We start from the raw sequence: 18851 nt of genomic DNA on the forward strand, positions 1-18851 counted from the left end.
GCCGTACCCACCCGCCCCCGGCCGCATGCGGTCCATGGCGTACGCCGCGGATGCCGGGGAGGCGGCCGCACCCCTCGACCTCGAACCGCAACGGCAGCGCGTCCACGCCCAGGTGAACGCCCGCTTCACGATGGCACCGCCCCGGCTGTGAGAAGCACTGAGGGGCGCTGGGAAGTGCTGAGAAGTGCTGAGAAGTGGCCCCCCGGGGTGCTCATCAGAGCGCCCCGGCGCACACTTCAACCCTTGTCAACCACCCTTCATGCAAAGGTTGTTGAGTCGTCATGACCGGCCAATTCCCTACCGGTCGGTAAGGCCTAGGCTCGGACCATGCGCCGAGCAAAGATCGTCTGCACTCTGGGGCCCGCCACCGACTCGTACGACCAGATCAAGGCCCTGGTCGACGCCGGAATGGACGTCGCCCGCTTCAACCTCAGCCACGGCGGCCACGCCGAGCACGAGGAGCGCTACCGGCGCGTGCGAAAGGCCTCCGACGAGATCGGCCGGAGCATCGGCGCCCTCGCCGACCTTCAAGGCCCGAAGATCCGGCTCGGCCGCTTCACCGAAGGCCCCGTACTCCTTGAACGCGGCGACACCTTCACCATCTCGGTGGAGGAGGGCGTCGAGGGCGACCACGACACCTGCGGGACGACGTACGGCGGACTGGCCGACGACGTCGCTCCCGGCGAGCGCATCCTCGTCGACGACGGCAAGGTGTGCCTGGAAGTCACCGAGGTCGACGGTCCCCGCGTGCGCACCACGGTCGTCGAGGGCGGCATGGTCTCCGACCACAAGGGCCTGAACCTGCCGGGCGTCGCCGTCTCCGTCCCCGCCCTCTCGGAGAAGGACGAGGTGGATCTGCGCTGGGCCCTGCGGACGGGTTTCGACGTCATCGCGTTGTCGTTCGTCCGCAGCGGACGAGACATCGAAGACGTCCACCGCATCATGGACGAGGAGGGCCGCCGTCTCCCGGTCATCGCCAAGATCGAGAAGCCCCAGGCCGTGGACACCATCGAGGACATCGTCCTCGCCTTCGACGGCATCATGGTCGCCCGAGGCGACCTCGGCGTCGAGATGCCGCTGGAACAGGTCCCGGTCGTCCAGAAGCGAGCCGTCAAACTCGCCCAGCGCAACGCCAAACCGGTGATCGTGGCCACGCAGATGCTGGACTCGATGATCGACCACTCCCGCCCGACCCGCGCGGAGGCCTCGGACGTGGCCAACGCGGTCATCGACGGCACGGACGCCGTGATGCTCTCCGGCGAGACGAGCGTCGGCAAGTACGCGGTGGCGACGGTCCGGACGATGTCCCGCATCGTCGCGGCGGCGGAGGAGGACATCCTGGCGAAGGGCCTCCCGCCCCTGACCGACCGCAACAAGCCCCGCACCCACGGCGGGGCCGTGGCCCGCGCGGCCGCCGAGATGGGCGACTTCCTGGGCGCGAAGTTCCTCGTGGCGTTCACCCAGTCCGGCGACACGGTCCGCCGCCTGTCCCGCTACCGCTCCCCGATCCCCCTCCTCGCCTTCACCCCGGACCCGGCCACCCGCTCCCAACTCACCCTCACCTGGGGCGTGGAGACCTTCCTCGTCCCGCCCGTGGCCTCGACGGACGCGATGGTGGACCAGGTCGACGAACTGCTGTTGACCTCCGGCCGCTGCAAGAAGGGCGACATGGTGGTCATCACGGCGGGCTCGCCGCCGGGGGTTTCGGGCACGACGAACATGGTGCGGGTGCACCACATCGGGGAGGACGACAGCCCCAAGTAGCGGGTGGTCAGTATTTGGGGCCTACGTGGGCGTCCATGAGGGCTACGGAGGCTTTGCGGGCGACGGAGATGTTCCGTGAGTTGGCCTGCTTCCAGTCGACGCCGACCTTGTCGAGTGTGTCCGTGAAGAGCTGGACGATATCGGTCGACAAGTTGGTGAAGAAGTACCGCGGGTACTCGTAGCGCTTCTGTTCACCGCCGACGAGACGGGTTGTCCAGTTGGTGACGCGGCAACCATCGGAGTGGATGAGGCCCCGGATGAACTCCCAGGGGTGAGCGTCGACGATGGCTTGCTGCCAGGGTTCGAGGGCGATGGAGCGCTCGTGCTTCTTGCCGGGGCTGTGCTGGGGGAAGAGAGAGGGCCAGTGCCGGTTGTAGCTCGTCACCATGGTGTAGCCCTCCTTCTGGAGGCGGTAGACACCGATTCCGGGACGTGCCTTCTTGATGGCGTCGCAACACTGATCGATGAGGCCAGGCCAGGCGTCGGCACACGCGATCCTCAGGTAGTACCCGCCTCGTGGGTGAGGGCTGATGCAGCCGTCACCGAGGTACAGGCCCAGCAAGTAGGCGTACGCGGCTTCATCTGCGGGTGGCCCGGGGTCCGGAGGGGCCATGCGGGGAAGTGGTTCGATGCGGCTCTGCCAAGAGCGGATCGCGGCGCGTGAGATGCCGGTCTCTTGGCTCACCGAGTTCAGGCTGCGAGCCTGTGCAACGAGAGCCAGTGCTCGCTTGCGTGTGCTGATGTCGTACATGCGGCCACACTGCGTGAGTGATCGTCGCGACACGCAGCAAAAAGCTGAGGTTCACGAGAAGGTGAGCCTCCGCTTGCTTTATGTGACCTTGGAATCGAAGGAAAAGTGCCCCGGGTCGGACTCGAACCGACACTGTATGGGTTTTGAATCCATTGCCTGCTGCCAATTGGGCTACCGGGGCTCGAAGAATCCAAGGTTTCCCTTGACCCTCCGCGCGTCCACCATACCGTAGCTAGGTACGCTCTTGGGAGCAGTACCTGCCTGCCCTGCAACAAGGAGCCCACGTGACCGCCCCCGAGTCGCCCCAGCCCGTCGAAGACGACGACAAGTCGCACGTGCCTCCGTTGACGACCCGTGTCGTCATTGCCGAGGACGAGGCGCTGATCCGCCTCGACCTCCGGGAGATGCTCGAGGAAGAGGGCTACACCGTCGTCGGTGAGGCGGGCGACGGCGAGCAGGCCGTCGAGCTCGCCCGGGAGCATCGGCCCGACCTCGTCATCCTTGATGTGAAGATGCCCAAGCTCGATGGGATCTCCGCCGCGGAGAAGATCGCGGAGGAGTCCATCGCGCCCGTTCTCATGCTGACGGCCTTCTCCCAGCGTGACCTCGTCGAGCGCGCCCGGGACGCCGGGGCCATGGCCTACCTCGTCAAGCCGTTCAGCAAGAGCGACGTCGTCCCGGCCATCGAGATGGCGGTGTCCCGTTTCACCGAGCTGCGGCAGCTGGAGCAGGAGGTCGCCGACCTCACCCAGCGTCTGGAGACCCGCAAGCTCGTCGACCGCGCCAAGTCGGTGCTCCAGACCGAGTACGGGCTGACCGAGCCGGCCGCCTTCCGCTGGATCCAGAAGACGTCCATGGACCGCCGTATGTCCATGCAGCAGGTCGCGGAGGCCGTCATCCAGGACGCGGAGGAGAAGAAGGCCGCCAAGGGCTGACCCCACCGCACGGCACATGTGACGAGGCCCGCGCCCCCGGAGAAGCAGGGGCGCGGGCCTCGTCGCGTGGGCGGTCAGTCCTCGCCGAGATACGCCTTGCGGACCGACTCGTCGTGCAGCAGGTCCTGGCCCGTGCCCGAGAGGACGATCTTGCCGACCTCCATGACATGGCCCTGATCGGCCAGGGAGAGGGCGGCCTGGGCGTTCTGCTCGATGAGCAGGATGGTGGTGCCCTGGCTCTTGAGCTCCCGGATGGTCGCCATGATCTTCTGCATCATGATCGGCGAGAGGCCCATGGAGGGTTCGTCGAGCATGAGCAGTTTGGGCCGGGACATCAGGGCCCGTCCCATGGCGAGCATCTGCTGCTCGCCGCCGGAGAGGGTGCCCGCTGCCTGCTTCCTGCGTTCTCCGAGGATGGGGAACAGGTCGTAGGCGCGCTGGATGTCCTTCTCGATGCCCTCCTTGTCGTTGCGGAGGAACGCGCCGAGCCGGAGGTTGTCCTCGATCGTCATGCGGGGGAAGATGCGCCGGCCCTCGGGGGAGTGGGCCAGCCCCAGCGAGACGATCTTGTGGGCGGGGGTCTTGCGCAGCGACTTGCCGTCGAACTTGATCTGGCCGCCGAGCGGCTGGAGAAGACCGGAGAGGGTCCGAAGGGTCGTGGTCTTCCCGGCGCCGTTGGTACCGATGAGGGTGACGACCTCGCCGGCCTCGACCTTGAACGAGATGCCCTTGACGGCCTCGATCTTGCCGTACGCGACCCTGAGGTCCTCGACCTCGAGCAGTGCGGTCACTTGGCGTCCCCTTCTGTGGTGCGGTGCCCGGCGGCTTCGGCTTCGGCGGCCTCGACCTCGGCGACCTCCTCCTGGCCGGGGGCGTCCTCGAAGGGCGTGCCGAGGTAGGCGGCGATGACGCGCTCGTCGGCCTGGACGACCTCGGCGGGGCCCTCGACGAGCTTCTCGCCCTGGACGAGCACGGCGACACGGTCACAGAGGTTCATGATGAACCGGATGTCGTGCTCGATGACGAGGACGGCGATGCCCTTGTCACGGATGGCGAAGACGAGCTCCTCGGTGGCCCGCGTCTCCTGCGGGTTCATGCCGGCGGTGGGCTCGTCGAGGAGGAGCAGGCCGGGTTCGCTCGCGAGGGCGCGGGCGATCTCCAGCTTGCGCTGTTCGCCGTAGGGCAGGTTGCGGGCGAGATGGTCGGCCTTGGCGGCGAGTCCGGTGAACTCGAGGAGCTCCATGGCCCGTTCGCGCGACTCCTCCTCGGCCCTCTTGAAGCCGGGCAGACGCAGGAGTGCCGACCAGAGGCCTTCCTTGGTCCGGGTGTGGCGGCCGACGAGCACGTTCTCCAGAACGGTCATGTTGGCGAAGAGCCGGATGTTCTGGAAGGTGCGCGCGATGCCGGCCTGGGTGACCAGGTGCGGCTTGGGCGGAAGGACGGTGCCCTTGTAGGTGACGGTGCCCTGGGTCGGGATGTACAGACCGGTCAGGCAGTTGAAGAAGGTCGTCTTCCCGGCGCCGTTGGGGCCGATGAGTCCGACGATCTCGCCGCTGCCCACGGTGAGGTCGACGCTGCGTACGGCGGTGAGTCCGCCGAAGCGCATGGTGACGCCGCTGGCGTCGAGCACCGTGCTCGTGGTGGTCGTCGTGGTCGTGGTGGTTGTCATGGCGGTCACGCCCCTGCCTTGGCGACGCCGGTCGCGCCTTCGGGCAATGGCTTGTCCTCCGGTACGTCGAGCTGTCCGGTCTCGTGGAACTCGAGCTGCTTCCTGCGGTCGGCGACCAGGCCCTCGGGCCGGAAGCGCATCAGGAGCATCAGCGCGAAGCCGAAGAGCAGCAGCTGGTACTCCTGCATGAACTGGAGCTTGGCCGGGATGAGGTAGAGCAGTGCGGCACCGATGAGGGGACCGCTGATGGTTCCCATGCCGCCGAGGATGACGGCGGCGAGCAGGAAGGCCGAGTTGGGCGGCACGGAACCGGCGAACTGGTACTGCTCCGGCGTGATGCTGTAGGACACGTGCGCCTGGACGGTGCCGGCGAGGCCGGCGAGGGACGCGCCGAGCGCGAAGGCGAGGAGCTTGAGACGGAAGCCGTTGATGCCCATGGCGGTGGCGGCGGTCTCGTCCTCGCGGATGGCGACCCAGGCCCGGCCGATGCGGGACTCCGCCGAGCGGCGGAAGACCAGCACGACGACGGCTGTGAACAGCAGCATCAGCAGGTAGTAGTTGCCGGACCGGGTGAGCTCGGTGCCCAGGACGTCGTGCGGCAGCCCGAGGTTGAAGCCGAAGAGCTCCAGGTCCGGGATGTTGGGGATGCCGTTGGATCCGTTGGTGACGTCGGGTCCGCTGTTCCCGTTGAGGTTGTTCATGGTGATGCGGAAGATCTCACCGAAACCGAGGGTCACGATGGCGAGGTAGTCGCCGCGCAGCCGCAGGGTCGGGGCACCGATCACCACGCCGAAGATCAGCGAGGCGGCGGCGCCGGTGAGGACGGCGGCCCAGAACGGGAAGTGGACGCCGATGGTGGACTGCGGCGAGCCGGAGACCAGGGCGGCGGCGTAGGCGCCGACGCCGAGGAAGGCGACGTAACCGAGGTCGAGCAGGCCCGCGAGGCCGACGACCACGTTCAGGCCCAGGGCGACCGTGGCGAAGATCAGGATGTTCGCGCCGATGAGGGCGTACTGGTCGTTGCTCTGGGTGAAGGGGAAGCAGATCGCCGCGACGAAGGCGGCGGCCATCGTGACGTTGCGGTGTTTGGCGGTGAGCGTCGAGAGCTGCTTGATGAGACCGGCGCGCAGGACGGCGGTGAAGCCGAAGCCGGCGGTTATCAGGAAGCCGATGAACAGCTCGGAGTACTCGGTGCCGATGCCGTAGGCGAAGACGTACAGCCCGATGCCGAAGCCCGCGGCGATGATCAGGATCTCCGCCCAGGAGGGGAGTTCCTTCGCCCGGCCGGGTTCGGGGGCGCTGAGCGAGTGGCGGATCCTGCCCCACAGGTTGGGGGACTCGTCGGGGCCGTAGCCCTGGTCGGCCGGGAGGCCGAGGGCGCCGATCACGGCGACGAGGGCTCCGATGCCGGAGACCCACGCGCCGGGTTCGAGGTTGACGAGGCCGCCGAGTTCGTACGAGATCGCGCCGATGGTGTAGCCGGTGGTGCCGAGGACGCCGAGCGCGAGGAGGCGGGTGGGGCTGTTGGTGCCGCCGGGGGTGAGCCAGCCCAGACCTCGGATCCCGTAGCCGGAGAGCGCGAACAGCGTGGTCAGCGCGGCTGAGATGAGGGTGAGGACCTGTAGGCCGCCGGGGTAGCCGGTGACGGTGAGGTTGCCGGGGAACTCCTCGGTCCAGGTCCAGGCGAGGAAGGTGCCGACGAGGGCGACGACCGAGCCGGCGACCGTCGCGGCGCGGGCGGCGGCGGGCGGCAGCGGGATGATGGGGGTCGGTTCGGCGACGGAGGTCTTCGTGGTGTCCGTGGCCGTGCCGTTGGTGGTCTTGGTGGTCATGCGTATCACGCCCGATCCGCGACGCGTTCGCCGAGCAGACCCTGTGGCCTGAGCAGCAGGACGAGGATGAGGAGAGCGAACGCCCACACGTCCTTCCAGGCGCCGCCGCCGAAGAGGTCCATGCCGGGGATGTCGCCGATGTAGCCCGTGGCGAGCGATTCGGCGACGCCGAGGACGATGCCGCCGAGCATGGCGCCGTAGATGTTGCCGATGCCGCCGAGCACGGCGGCGGTGAAGGCCTTGAGACCCATCAGGAAGCCCATGCGGAAGCCGACCTGGCCGTTCTTGAGGCCGTAGGCGACGGCGGCGATGGCGGCGAACGCGGCGCCGATGGCGAAGGCCATGACGATGATGCGGTCGGTGTTGATGCCCATCAGCTTCGCGGTGTCCGGGTCCTGGGCGGTGGCCTGCATACCGCGGCCCGAGCGCGTCTTGGTGACGAAGAGACCGAGGGCGAACATGCAGAGCGGGGCGGCGATGAGGACGAAGAGGTCACCGCGCTGGATGTTGGCGCCCAGGATGTCGATGGGGCCGCCCTCGAACTGCGGGAAGGGGTGGTCCTTCTTCGCGTTGGGGTACCACATCCACACGATCTGCTGGAGCACGATGGAGAGGCCGATGGCGGTGATCAGGGGGGCCAGCCGTGGTGCGCCGCGCAGTGGCCGGTAGGCGAAGCGTTCGGCGGCGGTGGCGACGGCGACGGATACGACGATGCCGCCGAGGAGCATGAGGGGGATCGTAGCGCCGAGGGCGAAGCCGTCGGGCATCCACAGGTAGACGGTGAGGGCCCCGAAGCCCCCGACCATGAAGATCTCGCCGTGGGCGAAGTTGATGAGCTGGACGATGCCGTAGACCATCGTGTAGCCGATCGCGATGAGACCGTACATCGCGCCGAGGATGAGTCCATTGGCCAGCTGTTGCGGCAGTTCGTTCACCGCAGGGCCTCCGTTGGAGTATTTCGGATATGGCGCCGCGCGGGAGCGCTGGTGGGCGCTCCCGCGCGGCCTGGATCAATGTGTGATGAGGGGTTTTATCCCTGTTCGTCCCCTGGTCAGCTCAGCTTGGGCGAGGCGCTGTACTCGGGCACCCACGCGTTGTTCTTGATCTTGTACGCGGTCATCAGCGTGTTCGTGGTGTCACCGAACTCGTCGAAGGAGACCGTGCCGGTCACGCCGTCGAACTTGACCTTCGCCATGGCGTCGAGGACCGCCTTGCGGCCGTCGGACGGGACCTTGCCGTCGTTGCCCTCGACCGCGATCTTGACGGCCTCGATGAGGGCCCAGGTCGCGTCGTAGGTGAGGCCGCCGTAGGCCTCGTAGGCGTCCTTGTAGCCCGCCGCCTCGTAGTTCTTGATGAACTCCTTGGCGGAGTCGAGCTGCTCGACCGGCTTGCCGACGGAGGTGGCGAGGTCGCCCTCGGCCTTCTTGTTCAGCTTCGGGAACTCGCCCGAGTAGATGCCGTCGCCGCCCATGAGCGGGATGTTCTGGCCGCTGTCCTTGAGCTGCTGGCTCAGCGGAGCGGCGGCGGGGTACTCGCCGCCGTAGTAGAGCGCCTCGGCCCCGGTCTTCTTGATCTTGGCCACGACGGAGTTGAAGTCGCGGTCGTCGGGGTTGATGTGGTCGCTGCCGACGATCTTGCCACCGAGCTTGGTGTAGTTCGTCTTGAAGGAGGCGGCGAGGCCGGCGCCGTAGGTCTTCTGGTCGTCGATCAGGTAGACCTTCTTGATCCCGGCCTTCTGGAAGAGGTACTCGGCGGCGAAGGCGCCCTGGACCTCGTCGGTGGTGGCCGTGCGGAAGAAGGTCTTGAACTGGCGGACCGAGTTCCCGGTCTTCCAGCCGTCGCCCTGGGTGAGCTCGGTACCGGTGTTGGCCGGGGAGATCTGGGTGAGTCCGGCGTCGTTGAACGGCTTCTGCATCGACTGCGAGACGCTGGAGTTCAGCGGGCCGACGACGCCGAGGACGTCCTTGTCGCTGATGAACTTCTGGGCGTTGGCCTGGCCGACGGACGGCTGTGCCTGGTCGTCGAGGGGCTCGATCTTGAACTCGACGCCCTTGACGAACTCCGACTTGTTGGCGGTCTTCGCGGCAAGGTCGGCGGAGTTCTTGATGCCGAGGCCGAGAGCGGACAGGTCGCCCGTGAGCGGGGCGTCGACGCCGAGCACAACGGTCGTCTTGTCGCCGCCGCCACCGCTGCTGTCGTCGTCACGCGACCCGCAGGCGGTGAGGGTGAGCGATCCCGCCGCGAGCGCGGCGGTGATGGCTATGAGCGAACGTTGACGCACGAATCAGGTCCTTTCCCTGGCACGGCGACTCCCCGTGGAGTCCGCCGAGTCGAGCGCTGGACCGAAAAGGCTTCGAATCCGTCGGCGCGGTGACTGGGCGTGACTCTAAGCGTGTGCAGGGAACGTGTAGGAGGGTCTGACCCAGGCTGTGACGCTCTTGTTATGACACGACGTAATGCAGAGCGGTACTCGATGGGGGGATCAGTGGAATTCAGACCGATTCGCCCCGTCCGCATACTGAGAACCCGCAGCGTCTACCGTGATCCGCTCAGGAGTGTCCGGGCGTTTTGGTGATGTCTCGGAAGTGTCGCAACGGGTTACTCGAAAGGCCCGAGTCGGGTGGTGTGCGCGTGGCGCGTTCGCGAAGAATCCGGTGGCCTGTATTGCGTGCCTATTACGCAGAGTTACAGCGAGGAAAAGCGGATTCTCGGGCCGTCAGCTCTTCCTGCCGGCGTACTGGGCGTCGCCCGGGTTCACGTCCCGCAGCATGCACGTCAGCCGGGCGCTGCACACCCGCTTGCCCTGCTCGTCGCTGATGACGATCTCGTACGTCGCCGTCGAGCGCCCCCGGTGCAGGGGTGTGGCCACGCCGGTCACCAGCCCGGACCGGACGCCCCGGTGGTGCGTGCAGTTCAGGTCGACGCCCACGGCGATCTTCGAGCTGCCCGCGTGCAGCATGGAGCCGACCGACCCCAGGGTCTCGGCGAGCACGGCGGACGCGCCGCCGTGGAGCAGGCCGTACGGCTGGGTGTTGCCCTCCACGGGCATCGTGCCGACCACGCGCTCGGCCGAGGCCTCCACGATCTGCACCCCTATTCGGTTTCCCAGGTGGCCCGCCGAGAACATGGCGACGAGGTCGACGCCGAGCGCCGCGTACTCGTCGATGACCTCTTGCGGGAACGTCACGTGGCGCTGCTCACCCATGGGGCCCGGCTCCGTTTCGTCATGGATCTCGTCATGGATCTCGCACTGAGCGAACGCTCAGTCGGTTCCTGATTGTTCCAGACGGACCACGACGGACTTGCTGGCCGGGGTGTTGCTGGTGTCCGCGGTGGCGTCCAGCGGTACGAGGACGTTCGTCTCCGGGTAGTACGCGGCCGCGCAGCCCCGGGCCGTCGGGTAGTGCACGACGCGGAAGCCGGGCGCCCGGCGCTCCACGCCGTCCTTCCACTCGCCGACCAGGTCGACGTAACTGCCGTCGGCGACCTTCAGCGCGGCGGCGTCCTCGGGGTTGACCAGCACGACCCTGCGGCCGTTCCTGATGCCCCGGTAGCGGTCGTCCAGGCCGTAGATCGTGGTGTTGTACTGGTCGTGCGAGCGCAGCGTCTGGAGCAGGAGCCGGCCCGGCGGAAGCTCCGGGTACTCGACCGGCGCCGCCGTGAAGTTCGCCTTGCCGGTGGCGGTGGGGAAGCGGCGCTCGTCACGGGGGGCGTGGGGGAGCGCGAAGCCCTCCGGGCGGGCCACGCGCGCGTTGAAGTCGTCGAAACCGGGGACCACGCGCGCGATGCGGTCACGGACCGTGGCGTAGTCCTTCTCGAACTCCTCCCACGGTGTGCGGCTGTCCTCGCCGAGCACACGGCGTGCCAGGCGGCACACGATGGCCGGCTCGGACAGCAGGTGCGCACTCGCGGGCTCCAGGCGGCCCCGCGAGGCGTGCACCATGCCCATGGAGTCCTCCACGGTCACGAACTGCTCTCCGCTGCCCTGGAGGTCCCGCTCGGTACGGCCCAGGGTGGGCAGGATCAGCGCACGCGCGCCCGTGACGGCGTGCGAGCGGTTCAGCTTCGTCGACACGTGCACCGTCAGGCGGGCACGGCGCATGGCCGCCTCCGTCACCTCGGTGTCGGGTGACGCCGACACGAAGTTGCCGCCCATCGCGAAGAAGACCTTCGCCTTGTCGTCCCGCATGGCGCGGATGGCCCGGACGACGTCGTAGCCGTGCTCCCGGGGCGGCGCGAAGCCGAACTCCTTCTCCAGGGCGTCCAGGAAGGCGGGGGCGGGCCGCTCGAAGATGCCCATCGTGCGGTCGCCCTGCACGTTCGAGTGGCCGCGCACCGGGCACACGCCCGCGCCCGGGCGGCCGATGTTGCCGCGCAGCAGAAGGAAGTTGACCACCTCGCGGATGGTCGGCACGGAGTGCTTGTGCTGGGTGAGGCCCATGGCCCAGCAGACGATGGTGCGCTCGGAGGCGAGGACCATGCGCAGGGCCTCGTCGATCTGCCCGCGCGTGAGGCCGGTCGCCGTCAGCGTCTCGTCCCAGTCGGCGGCCCGCGCGGCCTCCGTGAACTCCTCGTAGCCGTGCGTGTGTTCGCGGACGAACTCCTCGTCGACCGCGCCGTCCGTCTCCAGGATCAGCTTGTTGAGGAGGCGGAACAGGGCCTGGTCGCCGCCGATGCGGATCTGCAGGAACAGGTCCGTGAGCGCGGCGCCCTTGAGCATGCCCTGCGGGGTCTGCGGGTTTTTGAAGCGCTCCATGCCCGCTTCGGGCAGCGGGTTCACCGTGATGATGCGCGCGCCGTTCGCCTTCGCCTTCTCCAGGGCGGAGAGCATGCGCGGGTGGTTCGTACCCGGGTTCTGCCCGGCCACGATGATCAGGTCCGCCTTGTGGAGGTCGTCGAGCAGGACGCTGCCCTTGCCGACGCCGAGGGTCTCCGAGAGGGCCGATCCCGACGACTCGTGGCACATGTTGGAGCAGTCGGGCAGGTTGTTCGTGCCGAGCTCGCGGGCGAACAGCTGGTAGAGGAACGCGGCCTCGTTGCTCGTGCGCCCCGAGGTGTAGAAGAGTGCCTCGTCGGGGCTCTCCAGGGACTTCAGCTCCTCCGCGACGATGTCGAAGGCCCGCTCCCAGGACACTGGCTCGTAGTGCTCGCCCCCTTCGGGGAGGTACATGGGGTGCGTGAGCCGGCCCTGCTGGCCCAGCCAGTAGCCGCTGCGGGTGGCGAGGTCGGCCACGGTGTGGGCGGCGAAGAACTCCGGGGTGACCCGGCGCAGGGTGGCCTCCTCGGCGACCGCCTTCGCGCCGTTCTCACAGAACTCCGCCGTGTGCCGGTGCTCCGGCTCCGGCCAGGCGCAGCCCGGGCAGTCGAAGCCGTCCTTCTGGTTGACGCGGAGCAGGGTGAGCGCGGTGCGCTTCACACCCATCTGCTGCTGGGCGATCCGCAGTGAGTGTCCGACGGCGGGCAGCCCCGCGGCCGCGTGCTTCGGCCCGGCGACCTGCGGCGCGTCCTGAACCGGATCGCCCTTCGGCGGCTTGGATGCCATCGCACGCTCTCCTTACGACTGCGAGGTGAAGCACGTTTCACCACCACGACGTGAGTACGCTTCCGATCCTCGCACGTGCCAGTGACAGCGATCGCCGCTGGGCGAAAGGCGATCCGCCCCCCGGAGCCGGGACGGCCAACCCTCCCGGCAACTCTCCGTGCCGGGACAACTCCCCACCGTGCCGGGACAACTCCCCACCGTGCCGGGGCCGACGTACGGGGAGTTCCGGCCGGTTGTGACGGTGCGGGTCGGGTGCCCGTCCACGATGGCCGGGGCCGAGTGTCAGTGGCACGTGGCAGGATCGGGGGCGTGGCAGAGACAGCATCGAAGAAGACCGAGAAGACCCCTGGCGGCGGCCGTCCCCGGCTCATGCTCATGGACGGGCACTCACTGGCGTACCGCGCGTTCTTCGCGCTGCCCGCGGAGAACTTCACCACCGCGACGGGCCAGCCGACGAACGCGATCTACGGTTTCGCGTCGATGCTGGCCAACACACTGCGCGACGAGGCGCCCACGCACTTCGCGGTGGCGTTCGACGTGTCCCGCAAGACCTGGCGCTCCGAGGAGTTCACGGAGTACAAGGCGAACCGCTCGAAGACCCCGGACGAGTTCAAGGGCCAGGTCGAGCTGATCGGCGAGCTGCTCGACGCGATGCAGGCCAAACGCTTCGCGGTCGACGGGTTCGAGGCGGACGACGTCATCGCCACCCTCGCCACCCAGGCCGAGGCCGAGGGCTTCGAGGTCCTCATCGTCACCGGCGACCGCGACTCCTTCCAGCTGGTCACCGAGCACACGACGGTGCTGTACCCGACGAAGGGCGTCTCCGAGCTCACCCGGTTCACCCCGGAGAAGGTCTTCGAGAAGTACGGGCTGACACCGGCGCAGTACCCCGACTTCGCGGCGCTGCGCGGCGACCCGTCGGACAACCTCCCGGGCATCCCCGGGGTCGGCGAGAAGACCGCCGCGAAGTGGATCAACCAGTTCGGTTCGTTCGCGGAGCTGGTCGAGCGCGTCGAGGAGGTCAAGGGCAAGGCCGGGCAGAACCTTCGCGACCACCTGGAGGCGGTCAAGCTCAACCGCCGCCTCACGGAGATGGTGCGCACCGTCGAACTGCCCAGGACCGTCGTCGACCTGGAGCGCGCGCCGTACGACCGCAAGGCCGTCGCGTTGGTCCTGGACACCCTGGAGATCCGCAACCCGTCACTGCGCGAGCGGCTGCTGGCCGTCGATCCGGGGGCCGAGGAGACCGACGCCGCTCCGGTCACCGACGGCGGTGTCGAGCTGGACGGCACCGTGCTCGGCGCGGGCGAGGTCGCCCCCTGGCTCGCCGAGCACGGCAAGGCGGTCCTCGGTGTGGCCACGGTCGACTCGTGGACGCTCGGCACGGGCGCGGTGGCCGAGGTCGCGCTGGCCGCCGCCGGGGGAGCGGCCGCCTGGTTCGACCCGACCCAGCTGGACGAGCCCGACGAGAACGCGTGGGCGGCCTGGCTGGCGGACGCGTCCAAGCCCAAGGTCCTGCACAACGCCAAGGGCGCCATGCGGGTCTTCGCCGAGCACGGCTGGAGTGTCGAGGGCGTCACGATGGACACCGCCCTCGCCGCCTACCTGGTCAAGCCGGGCCGCCGCTCCTTCGACCTGGACGCGCTGTCCCTGGAGTACCTCCACCGGGAGCTGGCCCCCGCCGCCGAGGCCGACGGACAGCTGGCCTTCGGCGCGGACGACGGTGCCGAGGCCGAGGTGCTGATGGTGCAGGCGCGCACGATCCTCGACCTGGGTGAGGCGTTCGGGACGCGGCTGCAGGAGGTCGGCGCGGCGGACCTCCTGAGGGACGTCGAGCTGCCCACCTCCGCGCTGCTGGCCCGCATGGAGCGGCACGGCATCCCGGCGGACAGGGCGCACCTGGAGGCCATGGAGCAGATGTTCGCGGGCGCCGTCCAGCAGGCCGTGAAGGAGGCGCACGCGGCGGCCGGGCACGAGTTCAACCTGGGCTCGCCCAAGCAGCTCCAGGAGGTCCTCTTCGGCGAGCTGGCCCTGCCCAAGACGAAGCGCACGAAGACCGGTTACACCACCGACGCCGACGCCCTGGCCTGGCTGGCCACCCAGACCGACAACGAACTGCCGGTCGTCATGCTCCGCCACCGCGAGCAGGCGAAGCTGCGCGTCACGGTCGAGGGCCTCATCAAGACCATCGCGGCGGACGGCCGCATCCACACCACGTTCAACCAGACGGTCGCCGCCACGGGCCGCCTGTCGTCCGTGGACCCGAACCTGCAGAACATCCCCGTCCGCACGGACGAGGGCCGGGCGATCCGCCGCGGCTTCGTGGTCGGCGAGGGCTTCGAGTCCCTGATGACGGCGGACTACAGCCAGATCGAACTCCGCGTGATGGCCCACCTCTCCGAGGACGAGGGCCTGCTCGAGGCGTTCACGTCGGGCGAGGACCTGCACACGACGGCGGCCTCGCAGGTGTTCGGCGTCGAGCAGTCCGCGGTGGACGCGGAGATGCGCCGCAAGATCAAGGCGATGTCGTACGGCCTGGCGTACGGGCTGTCGGCGTTCGGCCTCTCCCAGCAGCTGAACATCGAGGCGGCAGAGGCCCGCGCCCTGATGGACGCCTACTTCGAGCGCTTCGGCGGCGTACGGGACTATCTGCGCAGGGCGGTCGACGAGGCCCGGGCGACCGGATACACGGCGACGCTCTTCGGGCGCCGCCGCTACCTGCCCGACCTCAACAGCGACAACCGCCAGCGCCGCGAAGCGGCCGAGCGCATGGCGCTGAACGCCCCGATCCAGGGCACGGCCGCGGACATCGTCAAGATCGCCATGCTGAACGTCGACCGGGCGCTGCGCGAGGCGGGTCTCACGTCCCGCATGCTCCTCCAGGTCCACGACGAAATCGTCCTGGAGATCGCCCCCGGCGAGCGCGACCGGGCCGAGGAACTCGTCCGCCGAGAGATGGCGGGCGCCGTACAGCTGAGGGCGCCCCTGGATGTCTCCGTCGGCTCGGGCGCGGACTGGGAGTCGGCAGCGCACTGACGCTCCGCTGGAAGCACGGTGGTGAGACTGCGGGCCGGTGGGGGCTGGTCGCGCAGTTCCCCGCGCCCCTGAGGGGGCGCGGCTCCGCGCAGCCCCGACGGCCGCGGTTCCGGGGAAACATCACCCACCTGGCCCCCGAGAGGGTGCCCCCGGCGGGCGCGCGGCGTAAGGATGCGGGCATGGGTATACGCACGCTTCGCCGCCGTACCGCAAGGACCGCCGGCGTACTCGTGTCGGCGTTGCTCGGGCGGGCACCCGGCTACGCGCTCGACGCCAGCACACCCCGTGTCCCCGAAGACGTCGCTCTCTTCCGCTCCCAGCGCGACCTCGCCCGCGCGGCTGAACAAGCCTCCACGGCGCTCTCACGCACAGCCGCCCGGCCCTGAGTCAGCGGGACACGCGCTCCACAACGGCATCGTCCGGGGGCACGGGCACCGGACGCCACACCCTGGCCCCGACCCCGTACAGCACCAGCCCGAGCGCGAGCCCCGCTCCGGCGCCGAAGCACAGGGTGGGAATCACCTCGTACGGCTTCGCGATGGCACCCCAGTACTCCCACCAGCGGGCCACCCGCTGCACCGCGGCCGCCAGCGCGCACCCCCCGATCACGACCCCGGCCACCCAACGGTCCGCCACGGACAGCGCGGGCACGCCCTCGGGCTCCCGGGGCGGCTGCCGGCGCAGGGCCAGCACCACGAAGACCGCGATCACGACCGCGGCCACGGCCGAGCCGCCGTACTGCAGGTACCAGTAGAGCGGTGACCCCGCGATCTCCTGCCCCAGGACGGGGAACAGGCGCATCCCCCACCGGTCGAGGTGCGTGAAAGCGTCCCAGACGACATGCGTCAGCGCACCGAGCACCGCCGAGACGTACCACCACGCCACCTCGGACGGGCGTAAGCGTCCACGCGGTCGTTCGTGCCCCGCCCGGCAGCCCACCAGCGCCGCCACCCGGCCCTGGCGCCTCCGGGGCAGCAGGGCGACCAGCGGTTCGCGCAGGACCAGCCACACCCCCACCAGTGCCCAGGTGACGAGGACATCGAAGGTGAGAACGCCGGTGAAGGAGTGGGTGAAGTCCCCGAACTCCATTGCTCCGGGCAGCACACTCGCCGCGTAGTAGGTCAGGTCGGGCGCGAACGAACCCGCGACGAGCAGGGAGGGCACCAGCGGCCCGCGTCCGGTGCCGTCGAGTCGGACGGCGGGCAGGACAGCGGCCGCGTGGCTGAGCGTGAAGGGCAAGTCGTCCCCCTGCGACAGGCGTTGGCGGGCACCCCATGCCCGACGATCACTGCCGCCAGTATGCGCGACACGGTGCCGCTCGCCCCGGGGAGACCCGATCCCGGCGGGACGGATATGGCCAACCGGTGAATAGCGGGCACGAACGGGTGTGCCCGCGACGCAAGTTGTCGTAGGGTCGCCTGGGTCACTGTGCTGGGGAGCGCGAACGAACACCGGTGGCGGGGCAACCGAAGAGGGACGTCGACAGTCCTGACAGACGGCACCACAGGTAACGCGAAGACCATCGTCCGCGGGGAGGGGTTCACTCAATGTCGGCGCAATTCGGCAAACGGCTGCGCAAGGGAGCGGCGACCACAACGGTGGCCGCGATCGCGGTCGCGGCACTGGCCGCCTCCCAGGCTCCGGGAGTGACCACCGACAGCGCCGGAAGACAGACCACGGGCTCGCCCTCCCCCGACGCCACGTCCGGCGCCGACGACACCGCGACCGGCAACTCGCGCTACTACACGGACCTCCCGCCCCTCGACAGCCCCACGGCCACCCCCGGCACGGGAGGTGACACGTCGGGCGTCACGGGCAGCGCCGAGCGCGGCATCCCCGCGACCGTCCTCGACGCCTACAAGAAGGCCGAGGCGTCCCTGCGCGACTCCAAGCCGGGCTGCAACCTGCCCTGGCAGCTCCTCGCCGCCATCGGCAAGGTCGAGTCGGGCCAGGCCCGCGGCGGTCGCGTCGACAGCGACGGCACGACCTTCTCGAAGATCCTCGGCCCGGTCCTCAACGGCGGCCAGTTCGCGAACATCAGCGACACCGACAACGGAGCGTACGACGGCGACAGCGCGTACGACCGCGCGGTCGGCCCCATGCAGTTCATCCCGTCCACCTGGGAGTGGGCGGGCCGCGACGGCAACGACGACGGCCGCAAGGACCCCAACAACATCTACGACGCGGCCCTCGCGGCCGGCAACTACCTGTGCCGGTTCAACTGGGACCTGTCGGACCAGTCCGACCTCAGGCGCGCGATCCTCAGCTACAACAACTCGACGCACTACCTGAACACGGTGCTGTCGTGGCTGGAGTACTACCGCAAGGGCACCCACGAGGTTCCGGACGGTACGGGCACGCTGCCCAGGACCCCGAGCGACAGCGGCGGCTCCGGATCGACCACCAGCCCCAGCCCGTCGCCGAGGGACACACAGAAGCCGAAGCCCCCGAAGGACAACGACAAGCCCAGCAACCCACCGAGCACGGGCGGGGGCTCCGAGAGCCCCAGCAACCCCCCGAGTACGGGCGGCGGCTCCGAGAGCCCCAGCACGCCGTCCACGCCCACCGACACGGTGGACCACCTGGAGAACACGGGCACCGGGACGCTCACGGCGACGGCGGGGGACGCGTTCGCCGAGAAGGTCTCCGCCCGCGCCGAGACCAAGGCCGGCAAAGCCGTGGCGAAGGTCCGCATCCGCTTCGCCGTCGTCGGGGACACGGACGCCACCTTCACCGGAGGCGAGACCTTCGCCACGGTCCTCACCGACAGCGCCGGCACGGCCACCGCGCCCGCGCTGCAGGCCGGTGAGAAGACCGGGGACTTCACGGTCCGCGCCACGGTCGTGGGCCGCTCGGTGGCCGGCGTGGACTACAAGGCGAGCGTCACCGCCCGTCAGGCCGACGGCCTCGCCCGCACCACCGACACCGAGCTGACCTGCGTACCGGGCGGCGAGTTCGCCGAGCAGGTCGAGGTGAAGGCGACGTACAAGGGAGCGGTCGCCGACGGCGTCGCCGCGACCGCGACCCTCATCAAGTCGCCCGTCGACCCGACCGAGAACGACAAGGGCCCGTACTTCAAGGACGCCGACGGCAAGACCGTCCGTACCCTCACCGGCCTCACCACCGACAAGGACGGCCTGCTGAAGCTGCCGAAGCTGTACGCGGACGACACGACCGGTACGTTCCAGCTGCGCATCACCACCACCGGCGGCGCGGTGCTGACGGTCGAGCTGAAGGTCGCGGCGGCCGAGTCGGCGTCGGCGTCGCCCAGCCCCAGCGCATAACCCCGTAACCACGACGGCGGCGCCCCTCTGCGGAGAGG

Annotated in this window: 14 protein-coding genes, 1 tRNA gene and 1 pseudogene; 6 read left to right on the top strand and 10 right to left on the bottom strand. The window is 69.2% G+C overall.

Translation table 11 applies throughout. The annotated features are described in order from the left end of the window. Together FNH08_RS54340 and pyk are read left to right on the top strand one after the other, a co-directional pair. Window positions 1–151: pseudogene (locus FNH08_RS54340) on the top strand (SIMPL domain-containing protein); the annotation flags it as partial. Between the two features lie 176 nt (window positions 152–327). Beyond that, window positions 328–1764, top strand: coding sequence for a pyruvate kinase (gene pyk, locus FNH08_RS21395; protein WP_152773105.1), 1437 nt, complete (start codon window positions 328–330; stop codon window positions 1762–1764). 7 nt (window positions 1765–1771) lie between these two features. On the opposite strand, the gene FNH08_RS21400 is transcribed toward pyk, so the two are convergent. Both FNH08_RS21400 and FNH08_RS21405 read right to left on the bottom strand, forming a co-directional pair. Then, the gene (locus FNH08_RS21400; protein ID WP_152773106.1) at window positions 1772–2515 is read right to left on the bottom strand and encodes a helix-turn-helix domain-containing protein; all 744 of its coding nucleotides are present in this window, start codon (window positions 2513–2515) and stop codon (window positions 1772–1774) included. Window positions 2516–2621: 106 nt separating this feature from the next. After that, window positions 2622–2696: transfer RNA gene (locus FNH08_RS21405), tRNA-Leu, on the bottom strand. Window positions 2697–2799: 103 nt separating this feature from the next. Between FNH08_RS21405 and FNH08_RS21410 the strand changes: the two genes are divergently transcribed. Then, window positions 2800–3450, top strand: a complete 651-nt coding sequence (locus FNH08_RS21410) for an ANTAR domain-containing response regulator (protein WP_322725020.1) — start codon at window positions 2800–2802, stop codon at window positions 3448–3450. Between the two features lie 74 nt (window positions 3451–3524). On the opposite strand, the gene FNH08_RS21415 is transcribed toward FNH08_RS21410, so the two are convergent. The 7 genes from FNH08_RS21415 to FNH08_RS21445 form a co-directional block, all read right to left on the bottom strand. Further along, complete coding sequence (locus FNH08_RS21415) at window positions 3525–4241, bottom strand: ABC transporter ATP-binding protein (RefSeq protein WP_322725022.1); 717 nt, start codon at window positions 4239–4241, stop codon at window positions 3525–3527. Then, window positions 4238–5119, bottom strand: coding sequence for an ABC transporter ATP-binding protein (locus FNH08_RS21420; RefSeq protein ID WP_152773108.1), 882 nt, complete (start codon window positions 5117–5119; stop codon window positions 4238–4240). Before FNH08_RS21420 ends, FNH08_RS21415 begins: the two co-directional genes overlap by 4 nt. 5 nt (window positions 5120–5124) lie before the next feature. Continuing rightward, window positions 5125–6951, bottom strand: coding sequence for a branched-chain amino acid ABC transporter permease (locus FNH08_RS21425; protein ID WP_152773109.1), 1827 nt, complete (start codon window positions 6949–6951; stop codon window positions 5125–5127). A 5-nt stretch (window positions 6952–6956) separates the two neighbouring features. After that, the gene (locus FNH08_RS21430) at window positions 6957–7886 is read right to left on the bottom strand and encodes a branched-chain amino acid ABC transporter permease (protein ID WP_322725024.1); all 930 of its coding nucleotides are present in this window, start codon (window positions 7884–7886) and stop codon (window positions 6957–6959) included. Between the two features lie 116 nt (window positions 7887–8002). Then, the gene (locus tag FNH08_RS21435; protein WP_322725025.1) at window positions 8003–9232 is read right to left on the bottom strand and encodes a branched-chain amino acid ABC transporter substrate-binding protein; all 1230 of its coding nucleotides are present in this window, start codon (window positions 9230–9232) and stop codon (window positions 8003–8005) included. A 435-nt stretch (window positions 9233–9667) separates the two neighbouring features. Then, window positions 9668–10156 (bottom strand): PaaI family thioesterase, encoded by a 489-nt coding sequence (locus FNH08_RS21440; RefSeq protein WP_152773110.1) that lies wholly within the window; start codon window positions 10154–10156, stop codon window positions 9668–9670. Window positions 10157–10213: 57 nt separating this feature from the next. Beyond that, window positions 10214–12493 carry an FdhF/YdeP family oxidoreductase gene (locus tag FNH08_RS21445; protein WP_152773111.1) on the bottom strand — a complete coding sequence of 760 codons (2280 nt, stop codon included), beginning with the start codon at window positions 12491–12493 and terminating at the stop codon, window positions 10214–10216. 309 nt (window positions 12494–12802) lie between these two features. Between FNH08_RS21445 and polA the strand changes: the two genes are divergently transcribed. Both polA and FNH08_RS21455 read left to right on the top strand, forming a co-directional pair. Then, window positions 12803–15529 carry a DNA polymerase I gene (polA, locus tag FNH08_RS21450; RefSeq protein ID WP_322725027.1) on the top strand — a complete coding sequence of 909 codons (2727 nt, stop codon included), beginning with the start codon at window positions 12803–12805 and terminating at the stop codon, window positions 15527–15529. Between the two features lie 179 nt (window positions 15530–15708). Beyond that, a complete protein-coding gene (locus tag FNH08_RS21455) occupies window positions 15709–15915 on the top strand; it encodes a hypothetical protein (RefSeq protein WP_152773112.1) in 207 nt (68 codons plus the stop codon). A 1-nt stretch (window position 15916) separates the two neighbouring features. Here the strand turns inward: FNH08_RS21455 and FNH08_RS21460 are convergent, their stop codons facing one another. Beyond that, window positions 15917–16768 carry a DUF4184 family protein gene (locus FNH08_RS21460; protein WP_152773113.1) on the bottom strand — a complete coding sequence of 284 codons (852 nt, stop codon included), beginning with the start codon at window positions 16766–16768 and terminating at the stop codon, window positions 15917–15919. 308 nt (window positions 16769–17076) lie between these two features. On the opposite strand from FNH08_RS21460, the gene FNH08_RS21465 reads away from it, so the two are divergent. Next, window positions 17077–18813 (top strand): lytic transglycosylase domain-containing protein, encoded by a 1737-nt coding sequence (locus tag FNH08_RS21465; protein ID WP_152773114.1) that lies wholly within the window; start codon window positions 17077–17079, stop codon window positions 18811–18813. The last annotated feature ends 38 nt before the right edge of the window (window positions 18814–18851 follow it).

The sequence above is a fragment of the Streptomyces spongiae genome (assembly GCF_009377185.1).
Taxonomy (GTDB): domain Bacteria; phylum Actinomycetota; class Actinomycetes; order Streptomycetales; family Streptomycetaceae; genus Streptomyces; species Streptomyces spongiae.

Excerpts from the sequence above, each read along its gene's own strand:
- FNH08_RS21420 (WP_152773108.1), bottom strand. The coding sequence starts at position 5,119 with ATGACAACCACCACGACCACGACGACCACCACGAGCACGGTGCTCGAC.
- FNH08_RS21440 (WP_152773110.1), bottom strand. The coding sequence starts at position 10,156 with ATGGGTGAGCAGCGCCACGTGACGTTCCCGCAAGAGGTCATCGACGAG.
- FNH08_RS21465 (WP_152773114.1), top strand. The coding sequence starts at position 17,077 with ATGTCGGCGCAATTCGGCAAACGGCTGCGCAAGGGAGCGGCGACCACA.
- FNH08_RS21445 (WP_152773111.1), bottom strand. The coding sequence starts at position 12,493 with ATGGCATCCAAGCCGCCGAAGGGCGATCCGGTTCAGGACGCGCCGCAG.
- FNH08_RS21425 (WP_152773109.1), bottom strand. The coding sequence starts at position 6,951 with ATGACCACCAAGACCACCAACGGCACGGCCACGGACACCACGAAGACC.
- FNH08_RS21455 (WP_152773112.1), top strand. The coding sequence starts at position 15,709 with ATGGGTATACGCACGCTTCGCCGCCGTACCGCAAGGACCGCCGGCGTA.
- FNH08_RS21400 (WP_152773106.1), bottom strand. The coding sequence starts at position 2,515 with ATGTACGACATCAGCACACGCAAGCGAGCACTGGCTCTCGTTGCACAG.
- pyk (WP_152773105.1), top strand. The coding sequence starts at position 328 with ATGCGCCGAGCAAAGATCGTCTGCACTCTGGGGCCCGCCACCGACTCG.